Raw genomic sequence first — 26,210 nt, forward strand, 5'->3', positions numbered from 1 at the left:
CACGAAAAAGACCCCCCGGGAACGGGAGGTCTGCGCGCGGTCGAGAGGTGACTGCGCGCTACGGGATAATGAGCAGGCCGGTGGGGTGCATCACGACGAGTAAACCACGCCGCCCCGGCAGGTCCTACGGTCTCGGGGCATGACGACGACCGGTGAGACGGCGGCGGGGACGGCGGCCCGCGAGGTGGCCGAGGCGATGGCCGAGGCCGCCACGGCGTGGCTCGACACGCTGGACCCCGACCAGCGGGAGCTCGCCTCCTGGCCCGGCCCCGACGACGAGGCGGCCGAGGCCGAGCGGCTGCGCTGGTACTACACCCCCACCGACCACGGCGGCCTCCCGCTGGGCCGGCAGCGCCCCGCGCAGCAGCAGCTGGCCATGCGGCTGGTCGCCAGCGGCCTGTCCACCGCGGGGTACGTCACGGTCTCCACCGTCATCGGCTGGGAGAACGTGCTCGACCACCTGGAGGGCTGGTCGGTCGACTGGGGCCGGGAGCGCGGTCGCGACCCCGGGCTGTACTACCTGCGCGTCTTCGGTACCCCCGGCGGCGACCGGCCGTGGGGGTGGCGGTTCGGCGGCCACCACGTGTCGCTGAACAACCTCGTCGTCGACGGGAGCGTCCGGTCGGTGACCCCGTGCTTCCTGGGTGCCGACCCCGCGTCCGCGCCGCTGCTCGGCAGCGCCGACCTGCGGCCGCTGGGCACGGCCGAGGACCTGGCGCGGGAGCTGGTCCGGTCGCTCCCGGCGGACCTGCGGGAGGCCGCGGTGCTGCTCGACCGGGCCCCCTCGGACATCGTCGGCGCCAACCGCCCCCGGATCGGGGAGGGCGACGAGATGCTGCAGCTGCCCGACATCTGGCGGCAGCGGTTCACCGAGCCGCGCCTGCTCGACCGGGTCACCCGCATGGCGGAGGGCGCCGAGGCCGCCAGCGGCTTCGACGCCGCCGACCACCGCCGGCTGGCCCTGACCGCCGAGCCGAGGGGCCTGCCGGCGACCGAGCTCGACCGCGAGCAGCGGGCCCTGCTGCAGACCCTGCTCGGCGCCTACGTCGGCCGGGTGCCCGACGGGCTGGCGCCGGAGGTCGACCTCGACCGCGTGCACGTGGCGTGGGCGGGCCCGCTCGAGCCCGGACAGCCGCACTACTACCGGCTGCAGGCCCCCCGGCTGCTGGTGGAGTGGGACAACACCGCCCGGGGGGCCAACCACGCGCACTCGGTCTGGCGGGACCCGCAGGCCGACTTCGGGCTCGACGTGCTCGCCGAGCACCGCCGCCGGCACCACTGAGCACCGGCGCAGGGCGCGGGCGCCGGCCGGTGTCACCACCGACCCGCGCCCGGCCCCGGCGCGTCACCGGGGCTCGACGGGCAGCCCCTCGATCAGCGCGGCCATGTCGACCGAGCCCGGGTCGTCGACGCGGTCGGCCGCCGTCTCCAGCGATGCCAGGACGGCCGCGGCCAGCCGGTCGGAGACCCCGGCCGTCCCCAGCGCGGACCGGATGAGCCGGGCGTCCTTCGTCGCTCCGGGGAGGGCGAAGGACACCGCGTAGTCGCGCTCGATCATCGCCGCGCCCTTGACCCGGGCGAAGGGGGCGTCCAGGTGCCCTCCCTCGAGGACCCGGAAGAAGTCCCGCGGGTCGAGCCCCAGCCCCTGGGCCAGGGCCACCGACTGCGCGACGCCGGCGACGAGGGTCAGCACCCAGGCGTTGCAGGTGAGCTTGAGGCGGGTCCCGGCGCCCGCCTCCCCCACCCACAGCGTCCTGCGGCCCAGCGCCTCGAACACCGGCGCCAGCCGGTCGCGCGCGTCGTCCGGACCGGAGGCGAGCAGGACCAGCGCGCCCTCCTCGGCCGGCTTGCGGGTGCCCTGGACGGGGCAGTCGACCAGCACCACACCGAGCTCGCGGGCCACGGCCTGGAGCCGGTCGACGTCCTCGATGCCCACGGTCGAGCACTGCAGCCACAGGGTGCCGGCGGCCGGCGCGGCCCGGCGGACCGCGTCGACCGCCGCCCCGGCGTCGAACAGCATGGTCAGCACGACGTCGGCGCCGTCGGCGGCCTCGGCCGGGGAACCGAGTGCCTCGGCCCCCGGGCCGGCCAGGGCCCGCGCCTTGCTGCCGTCGCGGTTCCACATCCGCACGGGGATCCCCGCGCGGACCAGCGACCGCACCATCCCGGCACCCATGGTGCCGGTGCCGAGGACGGCGACGACCGGGCTGCCCTGCGGCTCGGTCACTCGACCAGGGCCACCGCGCGGGTGGGGCCGCCGTGCGCCCCGCGGACCTTGAGCGGGAACCCGACGAAGGTGAACCGGCGGTTCACCACCTGGTCGAGGTTGGCCAGGTTCTCGTAGTGGGTGATGTGTTCCCGGCGGCACATCATGTGGACCGGGTAGGTCTTGCTGGCCGGGTTGTCCGGGGTGGGGCTGTCCACGCCGAAGGTCTTGACGCCGCGCCGGACGATCCACTCCGCCGCCGACTCGCCCAGCCCCGCGAAGTCGGTCAGGTAGCGCTTGTCGCCGACGAAGCGGTTCCAGGTCGCCGTGTGGAACAGCACGATGTCCCCGCGCTGCACCTCCACCGGGGACTCCGACTCGATGCGGTCGAGGTCCTCGGCGGTGATGTCGGTCTGGGGCTCGAAGCCGGTGACGTCCAGGCACACGGCCGGGCCGTAGAACAGCTCCAGCGGCATCTGGTCGATGGTCTCCGCGCCGGGCGCCGGGTCCAGGTGCGAGAAGGAGTCCACGTGGGTGGGCCCGTTGTCGTTGAGGATGAAACCGGTCGTCTGGAACGAGAAGCCGCCCTCGAACCGTGGGGCGGTCTCCTCGTGCGTGGCGTGCTCGAACTGCACGGTCTTCAGGTGACCGGGGTAGACCTTCATCCCCTCGTAGATGTCCTGGGACAGGTCGATGATCTGCATGCGCTCTCCTCGGCACTGGGGATGGGCACTGGGGATGGCCCTTGCGGTGGTGCAGCGGTGGTGCAGCGGTGGTGCAGCGGTGGTGCAGCGGTGGTGCAGCGGTGGGACAGGGCATGGTCTCGGGCGGCCCACCGGTCCGCCATGTGTCCGGCCACACCCCGCCGGCCGGTCGTTCGTCGCCGGACCCGAGGCGGCGCGGCGTCCGCCCCGGGTCCGGCGACCGTCACTGGACCCGCTCGACCGCCCCGCTGAGCGCTGACCGGGTGATCGCCTCGAAGGCGCGCACGGTGGCGCGGACCTCGGCCGGGGGGATCGGGTACTCGGCGGTGCCCGCGACGGCGGCGGCGAAGCGCTCGAGGTTGTCGCGGACGGCGGGGCTGGGCGGGACGAACCGGGTGGTCGGCTCGCTGTCCCGGTGGCGGGTGGTGACGTCCCAGCCGGCCGGTGACTCCGGGTGGGCGCGGTCGCGGATCTCCATCCACCCCTCCGAGCCGAGCAGGCAGATCCGCCCGATGAAGGGCGTGGTGAGGATGGCGGTGATGCTCGCGGTGGCCCCGCTGGCGAAGCCCAGGGTCACCGAGAGGGTGTCGCCGTTGCCGAACGACGTGGCGCGGGTGGCCAGGCGCGCCCACACCTCCACCGGCTCACCGAGCAGCCCGACGGCGAGGTCCACGAGGTGGATGCCGGTCGCCGACAACGGGCCCACGGGCGCCTCCACGCTCGACAGCCGCCAGTTGTCCGGGGGCAGGGCGAGGAACTTGTCCTGGCTGAAGTTGCCCTCGAACACCAGCGGCGTGCCCAGCTCGCCGGCGCGGCACCGCGCCTGGAGTTCGACCACCGGCGGCTCGAAGCGCCGCTCGTGGCCGACGCCCAGCTGCACACCGGCCGCCGCGACGGCGGCGAGGGCCACGTCGGCGTCGGCCACGGTGGTGCTGAAGGGCTTCTCGCAGAACACGTGCTTGCCGGCCTCGGCCGCGGCCACGATCTGCGCGGAGTGGAACCGGTGCGGCGAGCACAGGACCACGGCCTCGATCGCGGGGTCGGCCAGCGCCTCGGCGAGGTCGGCCGTCGTCGCCAGCCCCCGCGCCGCTGCGCGCTCCCGCCCGGCCGGCTCGGGGTCGACCCCCAGCACCGGCCGGACGGTCGCGCTGCCGGCCAGCTCGTCGAGGACCTTCTGTCCCCACCAGCCCAGCCCGATGACGGCGACGTCCACGGCGGGCCTCAGCCGTCCAGCTTGAGCAGCTTGGCCGCGGTCGCGCTGCGGATGAGGTTGCGGTCCTCGTCGCTGAGGCCCCGGACCCCGTCGATCTGCCCCAGCGGGTCGTAGTGGCCCATGTCGAAGGGGTAGTCGGTGCCGATGACGACGTGGTCGGCCCCCATCTGCTGGACGAGGAACTCCAGGTGGACGGAGTCGAACACCAGGCAGTCGACGTAGACCTGCTTGAGGTAGGTGCTCGGGGGCCGGGTGATGTGGTGCCGGCCCTCGGGGCGCAGCTCGTAGGAGTGGTCGATCCGGGAGGAGTAGAAGGGCAGGAAGCCGCCGCCGTGCACCAGGCAGAGCTTGAGCGCCGGGTGCTCCTCGAGGACGCCGCCGTGGATGATCCGGTTGATCGCCACCGTGGTGTCCAGCGGGTTCCCGATCACGTTGGTCATGTAGTACTTCTGCAGCCGCTCACCGTGGGTGAAGCCGTTCGGGTGCAGCAGGACGACGACGTCGAGCTCCTCGGCCTTGGCGAAGAAGCGCCGGAACCGCTGGTCGTCGAGGTCGAGACCGAAGACGTTGGTGTTGATCTCCACGCCGCGGAAGCCGTACTCGCGGACGCAGTGCTCGAGCTCCTCCACCGCCGACGAGACGTCCTGCAGCGGGACCGTGGCCAGCCCGACGAACCGGTCGGGGTGGTCGGCCACGATCGAGGCCAGGTTCTCGTTCTGCATCCGGGCGAGCGTCCGGCCGAGCTCGACGTCGGTCCAGTAGTAGTACTGCGGCGGCGCCACCGAGATGGCCTGGACGTCGATGCCCATGGCGTCCATGTCGGCCAGCCGGACGTCGACGTCGGTCAGCTTGGGCATGATCTCGGCGGTGTGCTTGGGCTGGTACTCGTTGGTCTCCGCCCCTGCCCAGTACGAGAACGGTTCGTACTGCGGCTCCATCAGGCCCTTGACGAGCTCCTGACACGCCGGGGTGAACACGTGGGCGTGGATGTCGACGGTGCGGCCGGACATGGGGTCCTCTCGGTCGGGGGTGCGTCGGTCAGTTGACGGGGGCGTAGACGTCGGGTGCCCAGGGCAGCTCGGCCCCGGCGTACTTGGCCGCGCGGACGTCACCGGAGCGGGCGTGGCCCTCGAAGAGCTCGATCCGCGCCGCCCGGCCGCACAGCTCGCCCAGGGCGGCGCTGGCCGCACGGTCGGTGACCTCCTGGTAGGTCACCGTCCGGAGGTACTTGCCCACCCAGAGGCCGCCGGTGTACCGGGCCGCCCCGCGCGTGGGGAGGACGTGGTTGGTGCCGATGACCTTGTCCCCGTAGGAGACGCAGGTCCCCTCCCCGAGGAACAGGGCACCGTAGTTGCGCATCCCCTCCAGGGCCCGGCGCGGCTCCTCGGTCAGGATCTGGACGTGCTCGCTGGCGAACACGTCGGCCAGCCCGAAGGCCTCGTCGATGTCGTCCACGACGAGCACCTGACCGTGGTCCCGCCACGCCGGCCCGGCCATGTCGCTGGTCGGCATGCCGGGGAGCAGCCGCTCGACGTGCGCCATGGCCTCGCGCGCGAGGTCCTCGGACGTGGTGATGAGGACCGCCGGTGAGTCCGGGCCGTGCTCGGCCTGGCTGAGCAGGTCGACGGCGACGACGAACGGGTCGGCGCTCTCGTCGGCGACCACGAGGATCTCGGTGGGACCGGCGAACAGGTCGATGCCGACCTCGCCGAACAGCTGCCGCTTGGCCTCGGCGACGTAGGCGTTGCCCGGGCCGGCCAGCAGGTCGACCTTGCCGATCGTCTCGGTCCCGATGGCCATCGCGGCGACGGCCTGGACCCCGCCCAGGAGGAAGATCTCGTCGGCCCCGGCCAGGTGCATGGCGGCGACGGTGGCCGCGGGGACCTGCCCGCGGATGGGCGGCGTGCAGGCGGTCACCCGCTCGACGCCGGCGACCTTCGCCGTGACCACGGTCATGTGGGCCGAGGCCGTCAGCGGGTACCGGCCACCGGGGACGTAGGCGCCGGTCGCCGCGATCGGCAGGTGCTTCTGCCCGAGGAAGACCCCGGGCTGGGTCTCCACCTCGAACTCGCGCATGGAGTCCAGCTGGTGCCGCGCGAACTCCGCGACGTTGGCCTGGACCGTCTGCAGGTCCTCGACGACCCCGCGGTCGACGCCGGCGACGATGCGCGCGATCTCCTCGGGGCCGAGCCGGAAGTCCTCGGGGGACCAGGAGTCGAACCGCTCGGAGTACTCGCGGACCGCCTCGTCGCCCCGGTCGCGGACGTCGGCGATGACGCGCGCCACCACCTCGGCCACCTCGGGCGACCCCTGCCGCGGGACGCCGTCGGAGGCCCTCTTCTTCAGCTGCCTGATCATCGGTGTGCTCCAGGTCACGTCGGGGCCTGCATCGTGTTGTGCATACCTAGTCATGTCAAGCGACGCACGGGCGGAGAGGCGGTCCGGCGACCCCGCCCGCGACACCTCCGCACCGGAACCCAGAGGTCAGACAGGTGACGCGGGCGGTCGGGCCGGTCGGGCACCGGCTCTCCCGCCGATCCCGGACCCGGCCTGGCTGATGGCGCTGATCCACGAGTGCTTGACGTATGCACACCGTGCCGTGCACAGTTCCTGCCCGTATACGTGGTCTCGGTCACACTCCGGTCCGCTCCCCCGGCCGGTGGCCCGAGCTCCACCGGCCGGCGGTCCCTCGCCGGCAGCACCACGAGGCGGCACCCGTGCGACGGACGCGCGACGCGTCCCCGACCAGAAGGCAGGAACCCATGGGGAACAGAGCAGGCGGCACCCGGGCCGGGAAGCTGCGCCTGGTGGCCGGCGTGGCCGCGCTGGCGGTCACCGCCACGGCCTGCGCCTCCGGCGGCGGATCCGGTCAGGCCGCTGGCGAGGCGCAGGACGCCAACGGCGTCGTGAACATGGTCATGGCCCCCGATCCGGTCTGGAAGTGGCTCGAGGACCAGGGCATCAAGCAGGAGATGGAGGAGGCAGCCGGCGTCCAGGTGCTCACCTCGTCGTCCTGGGACGAGTTCGGCGTCTACGCCGGTGGCCACGCCGACGTCATCTCCGCCGCGACCTACGAGGTCCCCGAGCTGGCGGAGGCGACCGGCGAGCCGGCCACCGTCTTCGGGGCCTACAACACCGACCGCAGCATCCTGGCCGTCCAGGCCGGCAACCCCGCGCAGACCATCTGCGACCTCAAGGGCCAGCGCATCGCGACGTTCACCGCGGTCAGCATCACGCTGATCTGGGGGATGTACGCCAAGGAGATGTGCGACCTGGACCTCCAGGCCGGCGGCGGTGACTTCGAGCTGGTCGTCACCGACATCCAGAACCTGGCCAGCCTGGTGGCGCGCGGCGACGCCGACGCCTGCCTGTGCCTGCCGGACTTCGCCATCCCCGAGCTGTCGACCAACCAGATCACGCCGCTGTACGACGCCAAGTCGGCGGCGCAGATGTGGGCCGAGAACTACGGCAGCAACCCCGACGACGTGACCCACCCGCAGACCAACGTCTTCGTCGCCCGCGAGTCGTGGGTGGAGAAGAACAAGGACGAGGCGACCTTCCTCATCTCCCTGTGGGACCGCGGCATCCAGGAGTGGCAGCAGCACCGCGACGAGATCATCGCCGCCTACCCCGAGGACTTCGCGGTCCGGACGCCCGAGGAGATGGCGTTCCTGCAGGACTGGCTCGACAACCGGTTCGACTGGTTCGTGCCCACCACGTTCCTCGACGACGAGTGGGTCCAGGGCGAGCAGGAGGTCTTCGACCTGATGCGGGAGACCGGCTTCGTCGAGGAAGACGCCGAGGAGCCCAGCTTCACGACCCTCCAGCCGACGTCCTGACCCGGCCACACCTCCCGAGGGGACCACTCCATGACCAACCCCGTGATCACGGAACCGCCTGTGGCGCCCGCGGTCACCTGGCAGGAGGGCGAGGCGCTCGCCCGCAAGGCGTCGGCGCGCAACAAGCGCAAGCGCCTCGCCCTCCTCGTCGCCGGGTGGGCGGCCCTGCTGCTCATCTGGCAGGTGGCCGCGTACTACCTCCCGTTCGGCACCCTGCCGAACCCGCTCGAGGTGTCCGTCGAGATGTGGGACATCGTCGCCAGCGGTGCCCTCGTGTCGGACTTCCTGGCCAGCGTCCTGAAGACCTTCGCCGGCTTCGGCGTCGCCGTCCTGATCGGTGCGCCCGTCGGGTACCTGATGGGCCGCTACAACTACTGGCGGGCGTTCTTCCACGACGGCGTGACCGTCGCCGGCACCATCCCGGCGCTCACCTACGCCGTCCTCTCGCTGATCATCTTCGGCCTCTCCAACCTCGGCCCGGTCCTCGCCGTCGCCCTGGTGTCCACGCCCTACGTCGCCATCAACGTGGCGGAGGGCATCCGGGGGGTCGACCAGTCCCTGGTGAAGATGAGCCAGGCGTTCGGGCGCTCCCCCCGGCAGATCCGCCGGGAGGTCTTCGTCCCGACGATCGTGCCGTACGTCTTCGCGGCGGTCCGCATGTCCTTCGCGGTGGCTTGGAAGGTCGAGGCCCTCACCGAGGTCTTCGGCGGCACGAACGGCGTGGGCTTCCAGATCCGCAGCGAGTACCAGTTGTTCAACATCACCGGCGTCATCGCCTGGATGGCCCTGTTCATCGTCTTCATGCTGATCATCGAGCGGCTGGTGCTCCGCAAGCTGGAGAACCGTCTCCTCGCCTGGCGACCGGAAGAGAGGGCCGCGAAGTGACCGACACCCTGGCCCCGCACACGTCCTCGCAGGAGGTCGCACGGCCCCGCCCGACGTGGCGTCGTCGGCTCCTCTCCGACCGGGCGGCGCGCATCACGTTCTACGTGGCCGCGTTCGTGCTCTGGCTCGTGCTCGCCGCGCTGTTCGAGCGGATCCCGGGGCCCGCCTCGGTCGTCGACTCGCTGATCGAGGAGTTCCGCCGCGGGGAGGTCTTCGGCAACTTCGCCGACACCTTCTACCGGTTCGGGGTCGGCGTGGCCCTGTCGATCGTCGTCGGCGTCCTCGTGGGGGTGCTGATGGGGCTGTCGCCGATGGCGCGGGCGTTCCTGGAGAGCCCCGTCATGGTCGCCCTCTCCATCCCCGCCATCATGTGGGCCTTCCTCACCGTCATGTGGTTCGGCTTCGGGCACACCTCGCCGATCGTCACCACGTTCCTGACCGCGGTGCCGTTCATGATCGTCAACGTGGCGCAGGGCGTCTTCGGGGTGTCCCGGGACCTGCGCGACATGTCGTCCTCCTACGGCGTCCCGGTCGGCCGGCGGGTCCGGGAGCTGGTCCTGCCCGCGGTCATGGGCTACGTCATGGCCGGTATCCGGTTCGTCGTGATCATGGGCTGGAACGGCGTGCTGCTGGCCGAGTGGTTCGGCGGCTCCGGCGGCGCCGGTTACCGGGCCCGCTACTGGTACGACGCCAACCAGTTCGCCGGCTTCGCCGCGTGGGTCGTGCTCTTCGTGGGCGTGATCATCGTCCTCGACCAGCTCATCTTCGAGCGGCTGTCCCGGCGGGCGTTCCGCTGGCGGGACGCGGCGCACTGAGCCACGGGGTGGTGCCGCGGCGCGCGGCACCACCCCCTCCTCCTCCTCCTCCTCCCACACGCAACGACATGCGAGAGGCACGACCATGGCCGTCCTGGCAGTGAAGGACCTCTGCAAGACCTTCGGCGCCGGCACCGCACGCAGCAACCGGGTGCTGGACCACATCAACTTCGACGTCCGCGGGCAGACGTTCGTCTCGATCGTCGGGCCCTCCGGCTCCGGCAAGAGCACCCTGCTCAACATCATCTCCGGCGTGGAGCCGCACACGTCGGGGGAGCTCCAGCTCACCAGCGACGAGGGCAGGCCCGCGCGGCTCGGCTACGTGTTCCAGGACGCGCGGCTGCTCCCCTGGCGCACCGTCCGCCAGAACATGCTCTACGTCCAGGACAAGGACGACGAGGAGACCAGGCGCCGGGTCGACAAGTACCTGGAGATGGTGGGCCTCGCCAAGCACGCGGACTTCTACCCCGGCCAGCTCTCCGGCGGCATGCAGCAGCGCGTCGGCATCGCCCGGGCGTTCGCGGTCGAGCCCGACCTGCTGATCATGGATGAGCCGTTCAGCCACCTGGACGCGATCACCGCCCGCGAGCTCCGGGCCCAGCTGCAGGACATCTGGGCCCGGACCAAGAAGACCGTCGTGTTCGTGACCCACGACGTCGTGGAGGCCGTCGAGCTCTCCGACCGGATCATCGTGCTGCAGCCCGGTGGCCGGATCTTCGAGGAGATCACCGTCGACCTGCCCCACCCCCGCCGTCAGTCCGACCCCGCGGTGGCGACCCTGCAGGCCCAGGTCCTCGCGCGGCTGGAGAACATGAAGGCGCTGACGCCGCAGGTGGCCGCGGCCACCTGAGCCGCGTCCCGGACGCCGGCGGGTGTCGCGCCGCCACCGGGCGGCGGCGCGACACCCGCCGGGACGCCCGGAGCCGCCGCGGCACCAGGGGTCCCACACCGTGCGGTGCGCCGGACGGTCCCGCCACGACGCCCGACGGCGTCCGGCCACTCGTCACCCGCACGACCCGAGGGGGAAGCCATGTCCACCGCCTGCACCGGCCCGGCCGCGGGCGCACCCCGTCCGGACGGGAGCGACCGGTGAGCGCCGAGTCCTCGGCGATCGCGCCCGACGACCCCACCCCGCTGCCCGGGGCCGGTCCCCGGGACCGGCGGACGCAGGACACCCCGCCCACCAGCTGGACCGTCGCCCGCGCGGCCGGCGTCTCCCAGTCGACGGTCTCCCGGGCGCTGCGGGGCGACCCGCGGGTGCGGGAGGAGACGCGGCGCAAGGTGGACCAGGCGGCCCGGCGGCTGGGTTACGTGCCCAACTCGCTGGCCAGCAGCCTGGTCTCCCGGTCGACCCGCACCGTCGCGGTCGTCGTCTCCGACCTGACCAACCCGTTCTTCCCCTCGCTGCTCACCCCCGTCTACGACGAGCTGCAGCTGCTGGGCTACCGCGTGGTGCTCCTCACCGAGCGGACCGACGTCCTCTCCGGCCAGGAGACCCTGCAGCGGCTGCTCGACCGCTCCATCGACGGGGTGCTGGTCACCACCGCGACGCTGGGCTCCCGGGTCGCGGTCGAGCTGCAGCGCCGGGGGCTGCCGACGGTGCTGCTCAACCGGTACATCGACGGCCTGGACGTCGACCGGGTGATCAGCGACAACCACGGCGGCGCGGTCGTCGGGGGCCGGCACCTGCTCGACCTCGGCCACCGCCGCATCGCGCTCATCAGCGGTCCGTCGAACACCTCCACCAGCCGGGACCGCCGGGCCGGCCTGACCGAGGCGCTCGCCGGAGCCGGGGCGCGCCTGGACCCCGCCCTGGTCCGCGAGGGCACCTACTCCCACCAGAGCGGCTACCAGCACACCCGGGACCTGCTGCGGCTGCCCGAGCCGCCGACCGCCATCGTCTGCGGCAACGACGTCGTGGCCTTCGGCGCGATCGACGCGGCCCTCTCGCTCGGCGTCCGGGTCCCCGACGACGTGTCGATCCTGGGGTTCGACGACATCCCGATGGCGGCGTGGGAGGTCTTCCAGCTGACCACCCTCCGCCAGCCGATCGGCGACATGGCCCGCGCGGCGGCCCGGATGCTGGCCGAGCGGATCGAGCACCCCGGGGAGCTCGGTCCCGGCCGCGAGCAGGTCTTCGCCACCAGCCTGGTGCGGCGGGCCACGGTGGACCGCCCGAGCAACGGCTGAGCCGGCCCGAGCGGCCCCTGGCCGGCGGCCCCACCACCTCAGCGGGCCGCCGCGAGCGCCGCCAGGACCTCCTCCGGGCGGATCGGCTGGGACCAGACCCGCGCACCACCGGCCCGGGCGAGCGCGTCGTTGACCGCGCAGTGCAGCGCCGCCGGTGCCCCCGCGGTGCCGGCCTCCCCGACCCCCTTCGTGCCCAGGGTCGTCGTGGGCGCGGGGGTCTCGATGTGCTCGATGCGGATGTCGGGCAGGTCCCCCGCGGTCGGCAGCAGGTAGTCGAGCAGGGTCGAGGTCAGCGGCTGGCCGATCGGGTCGTGGACCACCCGCTCGAGCAGCGCCCCACCCAGGCCCTGGGCGATGCCGCCGCGGATCTGGCCGTCGACGACGTCGGGGTTGACCAGCACGCCGCAGTCCTCGACCACCGCGTAGTCGACGACCCGGACCAGGCCGGTCCCGCGCTCCACCTCCACGACAGCGACGTGCGTGCCGTTGTTGAAGGTGTACGGCGGACCGGAGTACGAGCCGACCGCGCCCAGCCCCACCTCGACGTCCGCCGGCAGCCGGTGGGTGCCCCAGTACGCCACGGCGGCGACCTCGCTGACCGGCGTCCCGGTGGCCGGGACGCCGCGGACGCCGACGACGCCGTCCACGAGCTCCAGGTCGTCCGGGTCGGCCTCCATGACGTGCCCGGCGAGGACCAGCAGCCGCCGGCGCACCTCCACGGCCGCGGCGTGCGCGGCACCGACCGAGACGACGGCCGACCGGCTGGCCCAGACGCCGCTGCCGTGCGGCACCACGCGGGTGTCGCCGGAGACCACCCGGACGTCCTCCAGGCGGACGCCGAGGCCGTCGGCCACCACCTGCGCGGCCGTCGTGTGCAGCCCCTGGCCCTGGCCGGGCGTGCCGAGCAGCACGGTCACCGACCCGTCGGGCTGGACGGTGACCTCGACCTGGTCGTGCGCGGTGATCGGCGCGCCCTTCGCGCCGTAGAACATCGCCCCGGGCGCGGAGAGCTCGACGAAGGAGGAGAAGCCCACGCCGAGCAGGCAGCCGCGCCGCTCGGCGTCCCTGCGGCGCTCCTCGACCCCGTCGGCCACCATCGCGACGGCCCGCTCCAGCGACTCCAGGTGCGACCCGGAGTCGTAGACGTTCCCGGTGGGCGAGGTGTAGGGCAGATCGTCGGGGCGCAGCAGGTTGCGCCGGCGGATCTCGTCGGCGGTCAGCCCCAGCTCCCGCGCCGCCTCGTCGACGAGCAGCTCCATGACCAGGATCGCCGGCGGGTGGCCGACCGCCCGGTAGACCGCGAGCGGGGTCTTGTGGGTGAAGACGACGCGCAGCGAGGAGGCGTAGGCCGGCACCCGGTAGGGCCCGGGCATGATCGTCGCGACCTGGACGCCCTCGGTGACGCAGCCCCGCGGGTACATCGAGTAGGCCCCGGCATCGGAGACCACCTCGGAGCGCAGCCCCAGGATGTGGCCGTCCGCGTCCACGGCGAGGGCGGCGGTGACCCGCTCGTCCCGGGCCTGGGTGTCGGACTGCAGCGACTCGAACCGGTCCTGCGTCCACTTCAGCGGCCGGCCGAGGACCACGGCGGCGGTCACCACCGCCATCTCGTCGGGGTAGACGAACGCCTTCATGCCGAACGCGCCGCCGACGTGCTCGGTGATGACCCGGACGGCGTTCTCCGGCAGGCTCAGCAGCCGGGCGTACAGGGTCTGCAGCATCTGCGGCGCCTGCGTCGACACGCGCACGGTGAGCGTGCGCTCGTCCCGGTCGAAGGAGGCGAGCACCCCCCGCGTCTCGAGGGCGACGGCGGTGTGCCGGCCGGTCTGCACCTGCACCTCGACGACCGCCGCGGCGCCGGCGAAGGCCGCGTCGACGTCGCCGGTGCCGAACGGGGCGGCGAAGCAGAGGTTGGTCCCGAGGTCCTCGTGCACCAGCGGGCTGCCCGGCTCGAGCGCGGCGAGCGGGTCGAGCACCGCGGGCAGCTCCTCGTAGTCGACCACGACGAGCTCGGCAGCGTCCTCGGCCTCGGCGCGGCTGCCCGCCGCCACCAGCACGACCGGCTCCCCCACGTGCCGGACGACGCCGGTGGCCAGCGCCGTCTGCTCCCCGGCGACCATGCCCGGCCAGGAGAGCAGCCCGCGCCAGCCCGGGCAGTACGGGGCCAGGTCGGCCGCGGTCAGCACCGCCACCACCCCGGGGGCGGCCTCGGCCGCGGAGGTGTCGACCGCGACGATCCGGCCCGAGGCGATCGGCGACCGGACGAAGGCCACGACCGCCTGCCGGGGTTCGTCGACGTCGTCGACGAACCGCCCGCGCCCGGCCAGCAGCCGCGGGTCCTCGCTGCGGCGCACCCGCTGCCCGACGTACCGGGGCCCGCTCACCGGTCCGCTCCCCCGCCGTCGGCCGGCAGCTCCGCCGCGGCCGCGAGGACTGCGTCGACGATCGTCTGGTAGCCGGTGCAGCGGCACAGGTTGCCGCCGAGGCGCTCGCGCAGCGCCGCGCGATCCCAGTCCGGCCGCTCGCGCAGCGCCGCCAGCGCCGTCATCAGCAGCCCGGGGGTGCAGAACCCGCACTGCACCGCGGACCGCTCCCAGAAGGCGCGCTGCAGCGGGTGCATCTCCTGCCCGCCGAGACCCTCCACGGTCTCCACCGCGCACCCGTCGGCCTGCACGGCGAAGACCAGGCAGCTGCGGACGGCGACCCCGTCGAGGATCACGGTGCACGCCCCGCACACGCCCTGCTCGCAGCCGACGTGGGTGCCGGTGAGGCCGAGCTCGCCGCGCAGGAAGTCGGCCAGCGTCGTCCGCGGCTCCGCCGACCCCGACTCGCGCCGGCCGTTCACCTCCAGCCGCACGCGGACCGGTTGCCCGTGCACGCCCCCTCCCGCGGTCACGCCGCCTCCCCCGTGACGGCGGCCAGCGCCCGCCGGACCAGCGCCCGGCCGGCCTCCTGCCGGTAGTCGGCCGAGGCGTGCACCTCGTCGCCGAGCACGTCCACGCCGTCGAACGCGGCGGCGGCCGCCGCATCGAGGACGGCGGAGGTCGGCACCTCGCCTGCGAGCACCGCCTCCGCGCCGGTCGACCGGACCGGCGTCCCGGCCACGCCGAAGAGCACCACCCGGGTGCGCGAGCAGTGGCCGCCCTCGTCGCGCTCGACCCCGCACACCACGCCGGCGAGGGCGAAGTCGCCGCGCCTGCGGGAGACCTCGTCCACGGTCCACACCGACCGCGGCGCGGGCAGCGGCAACCGCGCGGCGACGACCATCTCCCCCTCGTCGAGCGCGGTGCTGAACGGCCCGGTGAGGAAGTCGGCCGCGGCCACCCGGCGCCGGCCGGCGGGACCGTCGACCTCCACCTCGCCGTCGGTGGCCAGCAGCAGCGCGGGCAGCTCGGCCGCCGGGTCGGCGTGGGCCAGCGACCCGCACAGCGTGCCGCGCGCCCGGATCTCCGGGTGCGCGACGAGTCCGAGGGTGGCGACCAGCAGCGGGTGGGCGGCAGCCACCTCCGGGTCCCGCTCGAGCTCGCGGTCGGTCACCGCGGCGCCGACGCTCAGGACGCCGTCCTCCCGGCGGGAGCCGCGCAGCTCCGGGCACCGGGTGATGTCCACCAGCAGGGCGGGGGTGGCCAGGCGCAGTGCCATGACCGGCACCAGGCTCTGGCCGCCGGCCAGGACGCGCGCGTCCTCGGCCGAGCCCAGCGCGGCCAGCGCGTCGGCCACGGACCCGGCGCGCACGTGGTCGAAGGGCGCGGCCTTCACCGGCCGCTGCCGGCGGGCGGCGCGGACACCCCGTCCCCGGGCGCCGCGGGGTCGGAGAGCAGCCCCGACGCCGTCACCCCGGCGAGCGCGCAGACCTCGTCGACGTCGGAGACGTCGCCGCTGACCCCCACCGCACCCACGACCCGGCCGTCGGGCGTGCGCAGCAGGACACCGCCCGCTGCGGGCGCGAACCGGCCGTCGGCGACGGCGGCCAGCGCCGTGAAGAACACCGGCTGCCGCTCGGCGCGCACCCCGAGTTCCCGCGAGCTGAGCCCCATCCCGAGAGCGCCGTAGGCCTTCGCCGTGGCGATCTGGGGGCGCAGGATCCCCGAGCCGTCCTCGCGCTTGAGGGTGACCAGGTGCCCCCCGGCGTCCAGGACGGCGACGGTCAGCGGTGCGGCGCCCATCGACCGCCCGTGCGCCAGCGTCGCCGCGGCGACCACCTCGGCCTGCTCCAGCGTGATCATCGGCGTTCCTCCCTCGATCGGTCGCTGCCCGCGCCCAGCACCTCGAGCAGCGCCGCCGCGTCCGCGGAGGCCAGCCCGAGCTCGACGGCGCGGTCGTAGAGCGGGCGGACGGCGGCCAGCACGGGGGTGTCCAGGCCCAGCCGGTCGGCGAACTCGGCGATGACGCCGACGTCCTTGACGAACATGGAGACCTTCGCCGTAGCCGGCTCGTAGGTCCGGTCGACCATCAGCCGGCCACGCTTCTCGAAGACCACCGAGTTGCCCGCGCCGTCCCGGATGGTGTCGTAGAGCTGCTGCGGGTCCAGCCCGGCGGCCTCGCCGAGCGCGAACGCCTCGGCCGTCGCGGCGTTGTGCACGGCCACCAGCAGGTTGGCGACCAGCTTCATCGTCGAGCCGGAACCGAAGGGCCCCAGGTACCGCACGGAGCGGGCGACGGCCTCCAGGACCGGGCGGATCCGCTCGAACCCCGCCTCGTCGCCGCTGCCGAGGACGACCACGTCCCGCTCGAGGGCTTGCGCGCCGGTGCCGCTCAGCGGGCAGTCCAGGAGCACGCCCCCGGCGTCGGCGAGCCGGCGGCGGCACGCCTCCTTGACCTCGTGGGGCAGCGTGGAGGTCTCCGCGACCACCAGCCCCGCGCGGCCGGCGTCCGCCAGCTCGGCGACCACCTCCCGGGCGGCGTCCGCCGTGGGCAGCGAGGTGAGGACCAGGTCCGCCGCGGCGGCCACCTCGCCGGCCGAGGCCGCGGCGGTGCCGCCGGCCGCGACCAGGTCCCGCACCCGGCCCGGGTCGACGTCGTACCCCACGACGGCGTGGCCGCGGGCCAGGAGGTGGCCGGCCATCGCCGAGCCCATGATCCCGAGCCCCACCATCCCCACGGTCGTCATCCGGGCTCCCCGTGCCGGCCGGTCGCGGCCACCTCACGGCTCCCGGAGCGCCGCCACGACCGCGTCGAGGTCCGGGAGGACGAGGGCGTCGTCGGTGACCCAGCGGTACCGGACCACCCCGTCGCGGTCGATGACGAAGACCGACCGCTTCGCCAGGCCGGCATGCCCCTTCCACACGTCGTAGCGCACCCCGTAGTCGGCACACACGGTGCGGTCCCAGTCCGACAGCAGCGGGAAGTCCACGCCCAGGGAGCGGGCGAAGGCCTGCTGCGAGAACGTCGCGGTGACGGCGACCGCGAGGACGTCGGCACCCAGCGCGCGGATCTCCCCGGCCCGGTGTCCCAACTGGGACAGCTCGGCCGTCTAGACGCTGCCGAAGTCGAAGACGTAGAAGAGCAGGACGACGGGGCCGTGCTGGAGCCGCTCGGCCAGGTCGACGTCGTCGTCGAAGGTGTGCCGGAGCCGGAACGCCGGCGCGCGGTCACCGACGTCGACGGCGGGCGGTGGTGCGGGCACCGGGTCCTCCTCACGTCACTGCAAGGGGTGCAGCGGCTGCGGCTCGGTGATGGTCGCGGTGATGGCCCCGAGCAGTTCGGCCTCCAGCCGCACCTGGTCCCCCGGCCGCAGCCACGGGTACTGCTCGGAGCCGTGCACCGTGGACAGCTCGAGGATGCAGCCGGTCCCGACCGTCCCGCTACCGATGACGTCGCCGGTGCGCACCTCGGTGCCGCGCGAGGCGTAGGCGATCATCTGGCCGAAGCTCCAGTAGAGGTCGGCGGCGTTGCCCTTGCTGTAGATCGAGCCGTTCACCGAGGCCTGCATCTGCAGGTCGAAGGACTTCCCCCGGCGGCGGGGCTCGAGCTCGTCGGGGGTGACCAGCCAGGGCCCGAGGCTGGTCGCGGTGTCCTTGCCCTTGACCGGGCCCATGCTGTGGCGGACCTCCTGGGCCTGCAGGTCCCGGGCGCTCCAGTCGCAGAACAGCAGGTACCCGGCGATGTGCTCCTCGGCCTCGTCGGGCGCCAGGTTGGCCCCGGTGCGCCCGATCACCGCGGCGAACTCGAGCTCGAAGTCGAAGTCCGTGCAGCCCGGCGGCACCGGGACGTCGTCGCGCGCCCCCCGGACCGCCGCCGGGTTCTGGAAGTAGAAGACCGGCCGCTGGTACCAGTCGGGGTCCATCTGCAGGCCGTTGGCCTCCCGGTAGGTCCGGACGTGGGTCTCGAAGGCGTAGAAGTCCCGGACCGACGGCGGCACCGGGATGGGCGCGCGCAGCCGGGCCTCGGCCTCGGGGACGACGTCGAGCGGGTCGGACTGCGCCTGCTCGGCCGCCCGGGCCAGCCGCTCGCCGTCGTCCCCCAGCAGGTCGAGCAGCCGGGGAGCCGTGCGCAGTCCGTGCAGGGCGCCGTCGACCAGCACCGCCGGGTGTTCCTGGCCGTCGGAGGGCGAGACGTAGGTGGTCCAGCGCACGGGGGGTCCTCCTCGGAGAGCGGGTCGGGTGTCAGACGAACGCGGAGCCGGACCCCGCGAACAGCTCGCGGGCCGGCGGGGGGACGGCGGCCGGCGGGTCCTCGAGGCCCTCCAGCAGGTGGCCCATGCGCCGCTTCTTGGTGCGCAGGTAGACGAGGTTCTCCGGGTTCGGCTCGGTCTGCAGTGGCTCGCGGGCCACGATCTCCAGCCCGTGGCCGGCCAGGCCGCCGTACTTGTCCGGGTTGTTGGTGAGCAGCCGCAGCCGGCGGGCGCCGAGGTCCACGAGGATCTGCGCCCCGACGCCGTACTCGCGGCTGTCGACGGGGACACCGAGGTCGAGGTTGGCGTCCACGGTGTCCCGCCCGGCGTCCTGCAGGTCGTAGGCGCGCAGCTTGTGCCCCAGGCCGATGCCCCGGCCCTCGTGACCGCGCAGGTACACGACCGCGCCCCGCCCCGCGGCGGCCACTCGGGCCATCGCCGCCTCCAGCTGCGGGCCGCAGTCGCAGCGCAGGGACCGGAAGATGTCGCCGGTCAGGCACTCGCTGTGCACCCGCACGAGGAGCTCCTCGTCGCCGGTGACGTCCCCGAGGGTGAAGGCCGCGTGCTCGGTGCCGTCGAGGACCGACCGGTAGCTGAGGCACCGGAACTCCCCCCACGGCGTGGGGACGCGGGCGTCCCCGGTCCGCTCCACCAGGGCGTCGACCCGCCGGCGGTGGGCGATCAGGTCCGCGACGGTGATGATCGGCAGCCCGTGCACGGCCGCGAAGCGGAACAGCTCGGGACGCCGGGCCATCGTGCCGTCGTCGTTGACGACCTCGCAGATGACCCCGGCGGGCTCCAGGCCGGCCAGGCGCGCCAGGTCGACCGCCGCCTCGGTGTGCCCGGCCCGCCGGAGGACGCCGCCCTCGCGGGCCCGCAGCGGGAACACGTGACCGGGCCGGTTGAAGGCCGCCGCGCCCACGGCCGGGTCGGCCAGCGCACGGATCGTCGCCGCGCGGTCGGCCGCCGAGATGCCCGTCGTCGTCCCCGCCGCGAGGTCCACGGTGTGGGTGAACGCCGTCCGGTGCGACTCGGTGTTGCCGCCGCCCACCATGAGCGGCAGGTCGAGGTCGTCGCAGCGCTCCCCGGTCAGCGCCACGCACACCACACCGGAGCCGTGCCGGACCATGAAGGCGAGGTCCGGCGGGCGGGCGTGGACGGCGGCCATGACCAGGTCGCCCTCGTCCTCCCGGTCCTCGTCGTCGACCACCACGACCATGCCGCCGTCGGCGATCTCCTGCACCGCCAGCTCGACCGGGTCGAACCGCGGCTCGCCGGCGGCCGGCGTCCCGTCGCCCACGTCAGGCCTCGTAGGGGGTCATCTCGTCGAGCGCGGGCTTGACGTGCTCCATGAACAGCTCCAGCTGCCGCACGACGCTCTCGGCCGGCTGCTGCGCCCAGTGGTAGATGAGCACGACGTACTCGGCCGGCAGTTGCCGCCACAGCTCCACGTACTGGTCGCGGACCTGCTCCGGGGTGCCCACCACCCACAGCCCCGAGTTCACGACGGAGTCCACCGGGTTGGCCGGGTCGAACTTCATCGGCGTGGTGCCGGCGTACAGGTCGCGGAAGATGTCGACGTCGTACTCGGCCACCATGCGACGGGCCTCGTCCTCGGTCTCGGCCATCTGCCCCCACCGCACCAGGGCCTGGTTCTGCCCGAGCGCGTAGTCCCGGCCGGCGGAGGCCGCGGCGTCGACGTAGGCCGCGCCGAACTCGGCCGCCCGCTCGATCTTGGAGAAGTAGGTCGGGATGAAGCCGCGCGGGCCGCAGTACTCGATCGTCTCCTTGCTCGCGTTGCTGGAGACGAACACCGGCGGGTAGGGCTTCTGCAGCGGGCTCGGGACGACGCTGACCCGGCGGATCCGGTTGTGCTCGTCCATCTCGCCGGGTGCGCCGAGCTCGCGGGTCGCCGTCATCGTCCAGTCGACGCCCTCCTCGTAGGGGTAGGGCACCTGCCAGCGGCCCTTGGCCTCGACGCTGTCCTGGGTCCAGGACTGGAGCACCAGCTCGACGTTCTCCTCGAAGATCTCCCGGTTGACCTGGTCGTCGGAGAACCGGGCGGCCTTCGTGGCCTCGTCCAGCTCGGCCATCTTCTCCTGGTTGCCCGACGGCGAGAGCGTGGCGCGGGTGCCCAGGTGCTGGCCGAGGATGTTGGTCCAGCGCGCCTGGTACCCGCGGGAGAAGCCGCAGAAGGAACGGCCGCCGGACAGGTGGTCGATGACGGCGACGTCCTCGGCCACGCGGAACGGGTTCTGCGCGCTCATCGTGTAGCCGAGCTGGCCGACCCGGATGTTCGTGGTCATGGCCGCCCAGTAGGCGTCCAGCAGGCCGGGGTTGGGGCCGACCTCGTAGCCCTCGCTGTGGAAGTGGTGCTCGATCGAGGAGATCCCCCACAGCCCCAGCTCGTCGGCCGCCCGGACGATCGTCGGCATCTCCCGGATCAGCGCCTGGTAGCGCTCGGCGTCCCGGCCGAGGGGCCGCTGCTCGATGCGCTCCTCGCGGGTCGCGGCCACCTGGGGGTAGAGCTGCAGGATCACTTTCACCATGGCCGCCGGCCTCCGCTTCGTCCGGACTGTGGGGTGGATCACCCCGGGTCGAGCAGGGACGCTACGGAGGACGGCGGGGCCTGGCACGTGAGGTCCCGACAGTGTCTGCCCGCATCCCTTTGTGTCCCCACACAAGCCGGGCGGCCCCTCGGCGACTCGATACTGGCCGCCCTGGACGGCGGTCCCGGAGCCGCCCGGTCGGTTGGGAGACAGCGTGTCCATCGACGAACTCGAGGGCCTGCCGGTGGCCTTCTCGCCCCCACCCGGGGCCTTCGCGGCCTCGCCCGCCGGGCGGATGGCGGCCCGGCACGGCATCGCCGACGCGCGCGAGTTCGCCGAGCGGGCGGCCGCCGACCCCGAGTGGTACTGGGCCGCGGGGATGGCCGACCTCGGCATCCCGTGGATGCGCCCCTACGAGACCGTGCTCGACCTGTCGCGGGGCCCCGAGCACCCCCGGTTCTTCGTCGGCGGGCAGCTGAACTGGGCCGACTTCGCCGTCGACCGCTGGGTCCGGGAGGGGCGCGGGGCGGCCCGCGCCGTCTGGTGGGAGGGGGACGACGGCGCCACCCGCACGCTCACCTACGCCGAGCTGAAGTCGCTCGTGGACGCGGCCGCCGGCGCGCTGCGCGCCGCGGGCGTCGGCACCGGGGACGTGGTGGCCCTGCTGCTGCCGATGGTGCCGGAGGCCATCGCCACCGTGCTGGCCGCGGCCAAGATCGGCGCGGTCGTCGTGCCGTTGTTCAGCGGCTACGGGCCGCTCGCGGTGCGCGCCCGGCTCGAGGACTCCGGCGCCTCGGTGCTGGTCACGTGCGACGCCGTACCGCGCCGTGGCCGCCCGGTGCCGCTCAAGGAGGTCGCCGACGACGCCGTCCGGGGCCTGCCCGGTCTGCACACGGTGCTGGTGGTGCGCCGCCTCGGGGTGGACGTCCGCATGACGCCGGGCCGGGACAGGTGGTGGCACGACGCGTGCGCCACCGCCCGACCGGTGGAGCAGGCCGAGCCCATGGACGCCGACGCGCCCTGCCTGCTGCTCTACACCTCGGGCAGCACCGGCCGGCCCAAGGGCTGCGTGCACACCCACGCCGGCCTGCCGTTCAAGGTCGCGCTCGAGGCCCGGCACGCCATGGGCGTCGACGAGACCGCGGCGATGCTGTGGCTGACCGACATGGGCTGGGTCATGGGCTCGTTCGTCATCGCGGCGGCGCTGGGCAACGGGGGCACCGCCGTCTTCTTCGAGGGGGTGCCGGACTGGCCCGAGCCCGACCGGCTCTGGGCGGTCGCCGAGCGCAGCCGCACCACCGTGCTCGGCATCTCCCCCACCGTCGTCCGCGCGCTCATGGCCCACGGCGACTCCTGGCCCGACCGGCACGACCTCCCCGACCTGCGGGCGATCGGGTCCACCGGGGAACCCTGGAACGTGGGCCCCTGGCACTGGTGCGCAGAGCACGTCGGCAAGGGCCGGGCGCCGATCGTGAACATCTCCGGCGGCACCGAGATCGGCGGGTCGCTGCTGTGCGGCTCGACGTTCCTGCCGGTCAAGCCGGCCTCGTTCGCCGGGCCCACCCTCGGCGTCCGCGCCGACGTCGTCGACGAGCGGGGGCAGTCGGTCCGCGGGGAGATCGGCGAGCTCGTCGTCCGCTCGGTGTGGCCGGGCATGACCAAGGGCTTCTGGCACGACGAGGAGCGCTACCTGGAGGCGTACTGGCAGCGCTTCCCCGGCATCTGGCACCACGGCGACCTCGCCTACGTCGACGCCGACGGCTACTGGTACCTGCTGGGCCGGTCCGACGACACGATCAAGGTCGCCGGCAAGCGGCTGGGCCCCGCCGAGGTGGAGTCGCTGCTGGTCGACGACGAGCGGGTCGTCGAGGCCGCCGCCGTCGGGGTCCCGGACGTCGTCAAGGGCGAGGCGCTGGTCTGCTTCGTCGTGCTGCACGACGAGGTGGACGCCGACGCCGCCGTCCCGGCGCTGCAGCAGGTGCTCACCGCGGCCCTGGGCAAGGCGATGGCCCCGCGCGCGGTCCACGTCGTCCCGGCGCTGCCCAAGACCCGCAACGGCAAGATCCTGCGCCGCGTGGCCCGGGCCTCCTACCTCGGGACGCCGGCAGGCGACCTCTCCTCGATGGAGGACCTCACCGTCCTCGACGGGTGGCCGCGCACGGACGCCGCGTCGGTCGGGTGACGGAGCGAAAAGCGGAACAGGGGGTTGCGGTGTCCGTAGAGTGGCGTGACCTGCAACACAGCGCCGTGGAGGAGGGATCCGTCGTGGTGCACCCGCCACTCGCCGAGGCCGACGTCCTCCTCGCCGGTGAACCGGCCGCCGCCGAGCTGAGCTCGTGGCTGGACGCGATCGCCGAGATCACCCGGGCGGCGAACCGGGCCGTGCCCCAGGGCGAGCTGCTGGACCTGATCGCCGGGACCACGGCCCGGCTGACCGGGTACGACTTCTGCGCGGTGTTCGTCGCCGACCCCGTGCGGGAGGCGCTGATCATCCAGGGCTCCTACGGCCTGTCCCAGGAGTACATCGACGCCATCAACGCCCGGACGCCGATCCTGCTGCGCCCCGGCGACACCGGCGAGGGTCCCTCCAGCCGCGCCTTCCGGGCGCAGCGGCCGGTCACCGTGCTCGACATCGCCGCCGACGCGCCGTCCCGCTCGTGGGAGACGGTCGCCGCCCAGCAGGGGTACTCGTCGCTGCTGGCGGTGCCGCTGGTCGTGGGCCAGGTCCCGTTCGGGCTGGTCAACTGCTACACCGTGGACAAGCACGACTTCTCCGCGCGCGAGATCATCCTCATGGAGAGCATGGCCAACCAGGCCGGGCTGGCCATCGAGACCACGCGACGGGTGACCGAGGCCCGCGAGCGGGCCGACCGGCTCGCCGCCGAGGCCGGTGGCCTGACCGCCGAGCTGGACGCCCAGCGCCGCGCCGACGAGGACCACCAGGCGCTGCTGCGGATCGTGCTGCGCGGCGGCGGGCTCGCGGCGATCGCCGAGTCGGTGGCGGCGAAGCTGCGGTGCGGGGTCGCGATCGACGACGCCGGTGGCCGCCTCCTGGCCTCGGCCTGCGGCGTCGGCCGGCCGGACACCGGCCAGCGTCAGGTCGCCGACGCCTACGCCCGCGCCCGCGCACGGGTCGGCGACGAGGTGGACGTCGAGGCGGTCGACGTCCCGGCCGAGGAGGGCCGGCCCGCCGGCTCCGAGGGACTGGTGGTCCCCGTCGTCGTCGACGAGGAGACCGCCGGGCACCTCTGGGCGCTGCCGCCGGGACAGCCGCTGGGGTCGGCGCAGCGACGGGCGCTCACCCGGGCCGCCGCGGTCGTGGCGCTGGCGCTGCTCAAGGAGCGCACCGCCCAGGAGGTCGAGTGGCGGCTCTCGCGCGACTTCCTCGACGACCTCCTCGACCCCGGCACCCACTCCTCCGACGCGCTGCTCGCCCGTGCCCGCCAGCTGGGTGCGGACCTGTCGCGGCCGCACACCGTGCTGGTCATCCGGCGCGACCCCACCCCCGGCGCGACCGGCGCGGACTCCGAGGACCGGGCCGCCTACGCCCAGCGTGCACTGCTGTCCCTGGTCCAGCGGACCGGTGCCGCGTGGCGGGGTGCCACGCTCACCGCCACGCGCAGCGACCACGTCGTGGTGCTGTGGGACGACGCGGAGTGCACCCGCTGCGCCAAGGACTTCGCCGAGCACCTCCGCCGGGAGATCCAGGCCTACGCCAGCGGGTGGACGGCGACCATCAGCGTGGGGCCCTCGTGCACCGACGTCCACGAGTACGGCGACGCCTACCGGCTGACCTGCGGCGTGCTCGACCTCGTGCAGCACTCCGAGCGCGGCGACCGCGTGGTCTCCCTGGACACGATCGGCGCCTACCGGCTGCTGCTGCAGGTCAAGCGTCCCCGCGAGCTGCAGTCCTTCGCCGACTCCATGCTCGGCACCGTCCGGGCCTACGACCGGCAGCACCAGACCAGCCTGCGCGCCACGCTGGACGCCTACATGTCCCACCGGTGCAACGTCTCGGTCACGGCCAAGTCGCTGCACGTGCACCCCAACACCGTGGCCTACCGCCTGCGGCGGGTGGAGGAGCTGCTCGACCTGGACCTCAGCGACCCGCAGGCGCTGCTGCACCTGCAGCTGGCGCTCATGGTCGAGTCCGTCCTCGGCGACCCGGACTGACCGGCCGCGCTCAGCGGGGGGCGAGCTGGGCCATGGCCCGGCGCACCCCGGCGACGTAGCCCTCGTCGCCCTCCACGGGGTGCGGGACGACGGCGACGGTCGCCGCATCGGTCTCGTGCCAGGCCGCGAGCTGCTCCCGGCACCGCGCCGGCGGCCCGACCAGGCAGTACTCGTCGACCAGCCGGTCGGAGATCGCCGCGCGCAGCCCGGCCTGGTCGTCGGCGGCGAACGCGGCGGCGATCGCCGCGGCCTCGGCCTCGTAGCCGGCGCGGGCCAGCGCGCTGTTGTAGCTGGGCAGCCCGACCCAGTAGCCGAGGGAGGCCCGCGCGGCGTCCCGCGCCGCCGCCAGGTCCTCGGTGACGAACGCGTGCACGGTGGCCTCCACCACCGGCGCCGGCCGGTCGGTGCGCTCCCCCGCGCGGGCGGTGGCCGCGGCCAGCACGGCCAGGCCCGAGCGCGGGACCAGCCAGGCCATGACCCCGTCGGAGACCATCGCCCCGGCCTCGGCCATCCTCGGACCCACCGCGGCGGTGTACACCGGCACGGGGTGCTCCGGCAGCCGGAAGTCCAGCAGCTCCCCCTGGTAGACCTGCGGGGGGAGGTCGGGGTAGCGCTCCCGGCCGCGGCCCTCCAGCACGGCCTTGACGTCCCGGACGTAGGCCGGCAGGTCCTCGCTCGGCCGACCCACCTCCACGCCGAGCGCGGCCAGCCGGACCTTGTGCCCCAGGCCGAGGCCCAGCACGAACCGGCCACCGGAGAGGTCCGCGGCGGTCACCGCCATCTGCGCGGTGACGACCGGGTGGCGCAGGTAGCTGATCGCCACGCAGCTGCCGACCCGGATGCGGCTGGTGCCCAGCAGCATGGCCAGGTCGATCGAGAGGGTGTCGGTCAGCGACTCGGTCGTGTAGAAGGCGGCGTAACCGGCGTCCTCCGCCGCCCGGGCCAGCTCCACGAACTCACAGGTCCGCGCGGGGACGAAGGTGGGCAGCGCGACGCCGGTCTCGGCCATGCGGGCAGGGGTCT

The 26,210-nt window shown here is 73.9% G+C and carries 24 protein-coding genes; 8 read left to right on the top strand and 16 right to left on the bottom strand.

Annotated elements, in window-relative coordinates:
- Positions 1-139 precede the first annotated feature (139 nt).
- Complete coding sequence (locus ACI79I_RS19800) at positions 140-1,282, top strand: DUF3500 domain-containing protein (RefSeq protein ID WP_456994024.1); 1,143 nt, start codon at positions 140-142, stop codon at positions 1,280-1,282.
- A 63-nt stretch (positions 1,283-1,345) separates the two neighbouring features.
- Here ACI79I_RS19800 and ACI79I_RS19805 read toward each other — a convergent pair whose 3' ends face one another.
- The 5 genes from ACI79I_RS19805 to hisD form a co-directional block, all read right to left on the bottom strand.
- Positions 1,346-2,227: an NAD(P)-dependent oxidoreductase gene (locus ACI79I_RS19805; RefSeq protein WP_456994025.1), complete on the bottom strand. Its 882-nt coding sequence runs from the start codon at positions 2,225-2,227 to the stop codon at positions 1,346-1,348.
- Positions 2,224-2,910, bottom strand: coding sequence for a cyclase family protein (locus ACI79I_RS19810; protein ID WP_456994026.1), 687 nt, complete (start codon positions 2,908-2,910; stop codon positions 2,224-2,226). The genes ACI79I_RS19805 and ACI79I_RS19810 overlap by 4 nt, the downstream gene beginning before the upstream one ends.
- 223 nt (positions 2,911-3,133) lie before the next feature.
- Positions 3,134-4,123, bottom strand: a complete 990-nt coding sequence (locus tag ACI79I_RS19815; protein ID WP_456994027.1) for a Gfo/Idh/MocA family protein — start codon at positions 4,121-4,123, stop codon at positions 3,134-3,136.
- Between the two features lie 8 nt (positions 4,124-4,131).
- Positions 4,132-5,133: an amidohydrolase family protein gene (locus ACI79I_RS19820; RefSeq protein ID WP_456994028.1), complete on the bottom strand. Its 1,002-nt coding sequence runs from the start codon at positions 5,131-5,133 to the stop codon at positions 4,132-4,134.
- Between the two features lie 28 nt (positions 5,134-5,161).
- A complete protein-coding gene (gene hisD / locus ACI79I_RS19825; RefSeq protein WP_456994029.1) occupies positions 5,162-6,481 on the bottom strand; it encodes a histidinol dehydrogenase in 1,320 nt (439 codons plus the stop codon).
- A 404-nt stretch (positions 6,482-6,885) separates the two neighbouring features.
- Here hisD and ACI79I_RS19830 point away from each other — a divergent pair, with 404 nt between their 5' ends.
- The 5 genes from ACI79I_RS19830 to ACI79I_RS19850 all read left to right on the top strand — a co-directional run bounded on the left by ACI79I_RS19830 (position 6,886) and on the right by ACI79I_RS19850 (position 11,852).
- Complete coding sequence (locus ACI79I_RS19830) at positions 6,886-7,962, top strand: ABC transporter substrate-binding protein (protein ID WP_456994031.1); 1,077 nt, start codon at positions 6,886-6,888, stop codon at positions 7,960-7,962.
- Positions 7,963-7,992: 30 nt separating this feature from the next.
- Complete coding sequence (locus tag ACI79I_RS19835) at positions 7,993-8,847, top strand: ABC transporter permease (RefSeq protein ID WP_456946423.1); 855 nt, start codon at positions 7,993-7,995, stop codon at positions 8,845-8,847.
- A complete protein-coding gene (locus ACI79I_RS19840; RefSeq protein ID WP_456994032.1) occupies positions 8,844-9,662 on the top strand; it encodes an ABC transporter permease in 819 nt (272 codons plus the stop codon). The genes ACI79I_RS19835 and ACI79I_RS19840 overlap by 4 nt, the downstream gene beginning before the upstream one ends.
- Before the next feature lie 85 nt (positions 9,663-9,747).
- Entirely contained in the window at positions 9,748-10,512 is a 765-nt protein-coding gene (locus ACI79I_RS19845; protein WP_456946425.1) for an ABC transporter ATP-binding protein, read from the top strand.
- A gap of 239 nt (positions 10,513-10,751) precedes the next feature.
- Positions 10,752-11,852 carry a LacI family DNA-binding transcriptional regulator gene (locus ACI79I_RS19850; protein ID WP_456994033.1) on the top strand — a complete coding sequence of 367 codons (1,101 nt, stop codon included), beginning with the start codon at positions 10,752-10,754 and terminating at the stop codon, positions 11,850-11,852.
- Positions 11,853-11,890: 38 nt separating this feature from the next.
- Here the strand turns inward: ACI79I_RS19850 and ACI79I_RS19855 are convergent, their stop codons facing one another.
- The 10 genes from ACI79I_RS19855 to ACI79I_RS19900 are packed head-to-tail and all read right to left on the bottom strand — an operon-like array spanning position 11,891 to position 21,014.
- Positions 11,891-14,236, bottom strand: coding sequence for a xanthine dehydrogenase family protein molybdopterin-binding subunit (locus ACI79I_RS19855; protein ID WP_456994034.1), 2,346 nt, complete (start codon positions 14,234-14,236; stop codon positions 11,891-11,893).
- Positions 14,233-14,748, bottom strand: a complete 516-nt coding sequence (locus ACI79I_RS19860) for a (2Fe-2S)-binding protein (protein ID WP_456994035.1) — start codon at positions 14,746-14,748, stop codon at positions 14,233-14,235. The genes ACI79I_RS19855 and ACI79I_RS19860 overlap by 4 nt, the downstream gene beginning before the upstream one ends.
- Positions 14,745-15,611: an FAD binding domain-containing protein gene (locus tag ACI79I_RS19865; protein WP_456994036.1), complete on the bottom strand. Its 867-nt coding sequence runs from the start codon at positions 15,609-15,611 to the stop codon at positions 14,745-14,747. The genes ACI79I_RS19860 and ACI79I_RS19865 overlap by 4 nt, the downstream gene beginning before the upstream one ends.
- On the bottom strand, positions 15,608-16,078 hold the full coding sequence (locus ACI79I_RS19870; protein ID WP_456994037.1) for a GlcG/HbpS family heme-binding protein: 471 nt from the start codon (positions 16,076-16,078) through the stop codon (positions 15,608-15,610). The genes ACI79I_RS19865 and ACI79I_RS19870 overlap by 4 nt, the downstream gene beginning before the upstream one ends.
- Entirely contained in the window at positions 16,075-16,962 is an 888-nt protein-coding gene (locus tag ACI79I_RS19875; RefSeq protein WP_456994038.1) for an NAD(P)-dependent oxidoreductase, read from the bottom strand. The genes ACI79I_RS19870 and ACI79I_RS19875 overlap by 4 nt, the downstream gene beginning before the upstream one ends.
- Positions 16,963-16,995: 33 nt before the next feature.
- On the bottom strand, positions 16,996-17,316 hold the full coding sequence (locus ACI79I_RS19880) for a redoxin domain-containing protein (RefSeq protein ID WP_456994073.1): 321 nt from the start codon (positions 17,314-17,316) through the stop codon (positions 16,996-16,998).
- Between the two features lie 9 nt (positions 17,317-17,325).
- Complete coding sequence (locus ACI79I_RS19885; protein WP_456994039.1) at positions 17,326-17,478, bottom strand: hypothetical protein; 153 nt, start codon at positions 17,476-17,478, stop codon at positions 17,326-17,328.
- Between the two features lie 15 nt (positions 17,479-17,493).
- Complete coding sequence (locus ACI79I_RS19890; RefSeq protein WP_456994040.1) at positions 17,494-18,426, bottom strand: fumarylacetoacetate hydrolase family protein; 933 nt, start codon at positions 18,424-18,426, stop codon at positions 17,494-17,496.
- A 31-nt stretch (positions 18,427-18,457) separates the two neighbouring features.
- The gene (locus tag ACI79I_RS19895) at positions 18,458-19,765 is read right to left on the bottom strand and encodes a bifunctional 3,4-dihydroxy-2-butanone-4-phosphate synthase/GTP cyclohydrolase II (protein ID WP_456994041.1); all 1,308 of its coding nucleotides are present in this window, start codon (positions 19,763-19,765) and stop codon (positions 18,458-18,460) included.
- 1 nt (position 19,766) lies between these two features.
- On the bottom strand, positions 19,767-21,014 hold the full coding sequence (locus tag ACI79I_RS19900; RefSeq protein WP_456994042.1) for an LLM class flavin-dependent oxidoreductase: 1,248 nt from the start codon (positions 21,012-21,014) through the stop codon (positions 19,767-19,769).
- 214 nt (positions 21,015-21,228) lie between these two features.
- Here ACI79I_RS19900 and ACI79I_RS19905 point away from each other — a divergent pair, with 214 nt between their 5' ends.
- Together ACI79I_RS19905 and ACI79I_RS19910 are read left to right on the top strand one after the other, a co-directional pair.
- Positions 21,229-23,196, top strand: a complete 1,968-nt coding sequence (locus ACI79I_RS19905; protein ID WP_456994043.1) for an AMP-binding protein — start codon at positions 21,229-21,231, stop codon at positions 23,194-23,196.
- An 83-nt stretch (positions 23,197-23,279) separates the two neighbouring features.
- Positions 23,280-25,187 (top strand): helix-turn-helix domain-containing protein, encoded by a 1,908-nt coding sequence (locus ACI79I_RS19910; RefSeq protein ID WP_456994044.1) that lies wholly within the window; start codon positions 23,280-23,282, stop codon positions 25,185-25,187.
- A gap of 10 nt (positions 25,188-25,197) precedes the next feature.
- On the opposite strand, the gene ACI79I_RS19915 is transcribed toward ACI79I_RS19910, so the two are convergent.
- The gene (locus ACI79I_RS19915) at positions 25,198-26,196 is read right to left on the bottom strand and encodes an LLM class flavin-dependent oxidoreductase (RefSeq protein WP_456994045.1); all 999 of its coding nucleotides are present in this window, start codon (positions 26,194-26,196) and stop codon (positions 25,198-25,200) included.
- Positions 26,197-26,210: the final 14 nt, after the last annotated feature.

The organism is Geodermatophilus sp. SYSU D01105, from assembly GCF_054050095.1.

Bases quoted from the DNA above. Each gene is read 5' to 3' on its own strand.
- ACI79I_RS19800 (WP_456994024.1), top strand. From the start codon at position 140: ATGACGACGACCGGTGAGACGGCGGCGGGGACGGCGGCCCGCGAGGTG.
- ACI79I_RS19810 (WP_456994026.1), bottom strand. From the start codon at position 2,910: ATGCAGATCATCGACCTGTCCCAGGACATCTACGAGGGGATGAAGGTC.
- ACI79I_RS19820 (WP_456994028.1), bottom strand. From the start codon at position 5,133: ATGTCCGGCCGCACCGTCGACATCCACGCCCACGTGTTCACCCCGGCG.
- hisD (WP_456994029.1), bottom strand. From the start codon at position 6,481: ATGATCAGGCAGCTGAAGAAGAGGGCCTCCGACGGCGTCCCGCGGCAG.
- ACI79I_RS19830 (WP_456994031.1), top strand. From the start codon at position 6,886: ATGGGGAACAGAGCAGGCGGCACCCGGGCCGGGAAGCTGCGCCTGGTG.
- ACI79I_RS19835 (WP_456946423.1), top strand. From the start codon at position 7,993: ATGACCAACCCCGTGATCACGGAACCGCCTGTGGCGCCCGCGGTCACC.
- ACI79I_RS19845 (WP_456946425.1), top strand. From the start codon at position 9,748: ATGGCCGTCCTGGCAGTGAAGGACCTCTGCAAGACCTTCGGCGCCGGC.
- ACI79I_RS19870 (WP_456994037.1), bottom strand. From the start codon at position 16,078: ATGATCACGCTGGAGCAGGCCGAGGTGGTCGCCGCGGCGACGCTGGCG.
- ACI79I_RS19875 (WP_456994038.1), bottom strand. From the start codon at position 16,962: ATGACGACCGTGGGGATGGTGGGGCTCGGGATCATGGGCTCGGCGATG.
- ACI79I_RS19900 (WP_456994042.1), bottom strand. From the start codon at position 21,014: ATGGTGAAAGTGATCCTGCAGCTCTACCCCCAGGTGGCCGCGACCCGC.
- ACI79I_RS19915 (WP_456994045.1), bottom strand. From the start codon at position 26,196: ATGGCCGAGACCGGCGTCGCGCTGCCCACCTTCGTCCCCGCGCGGACC.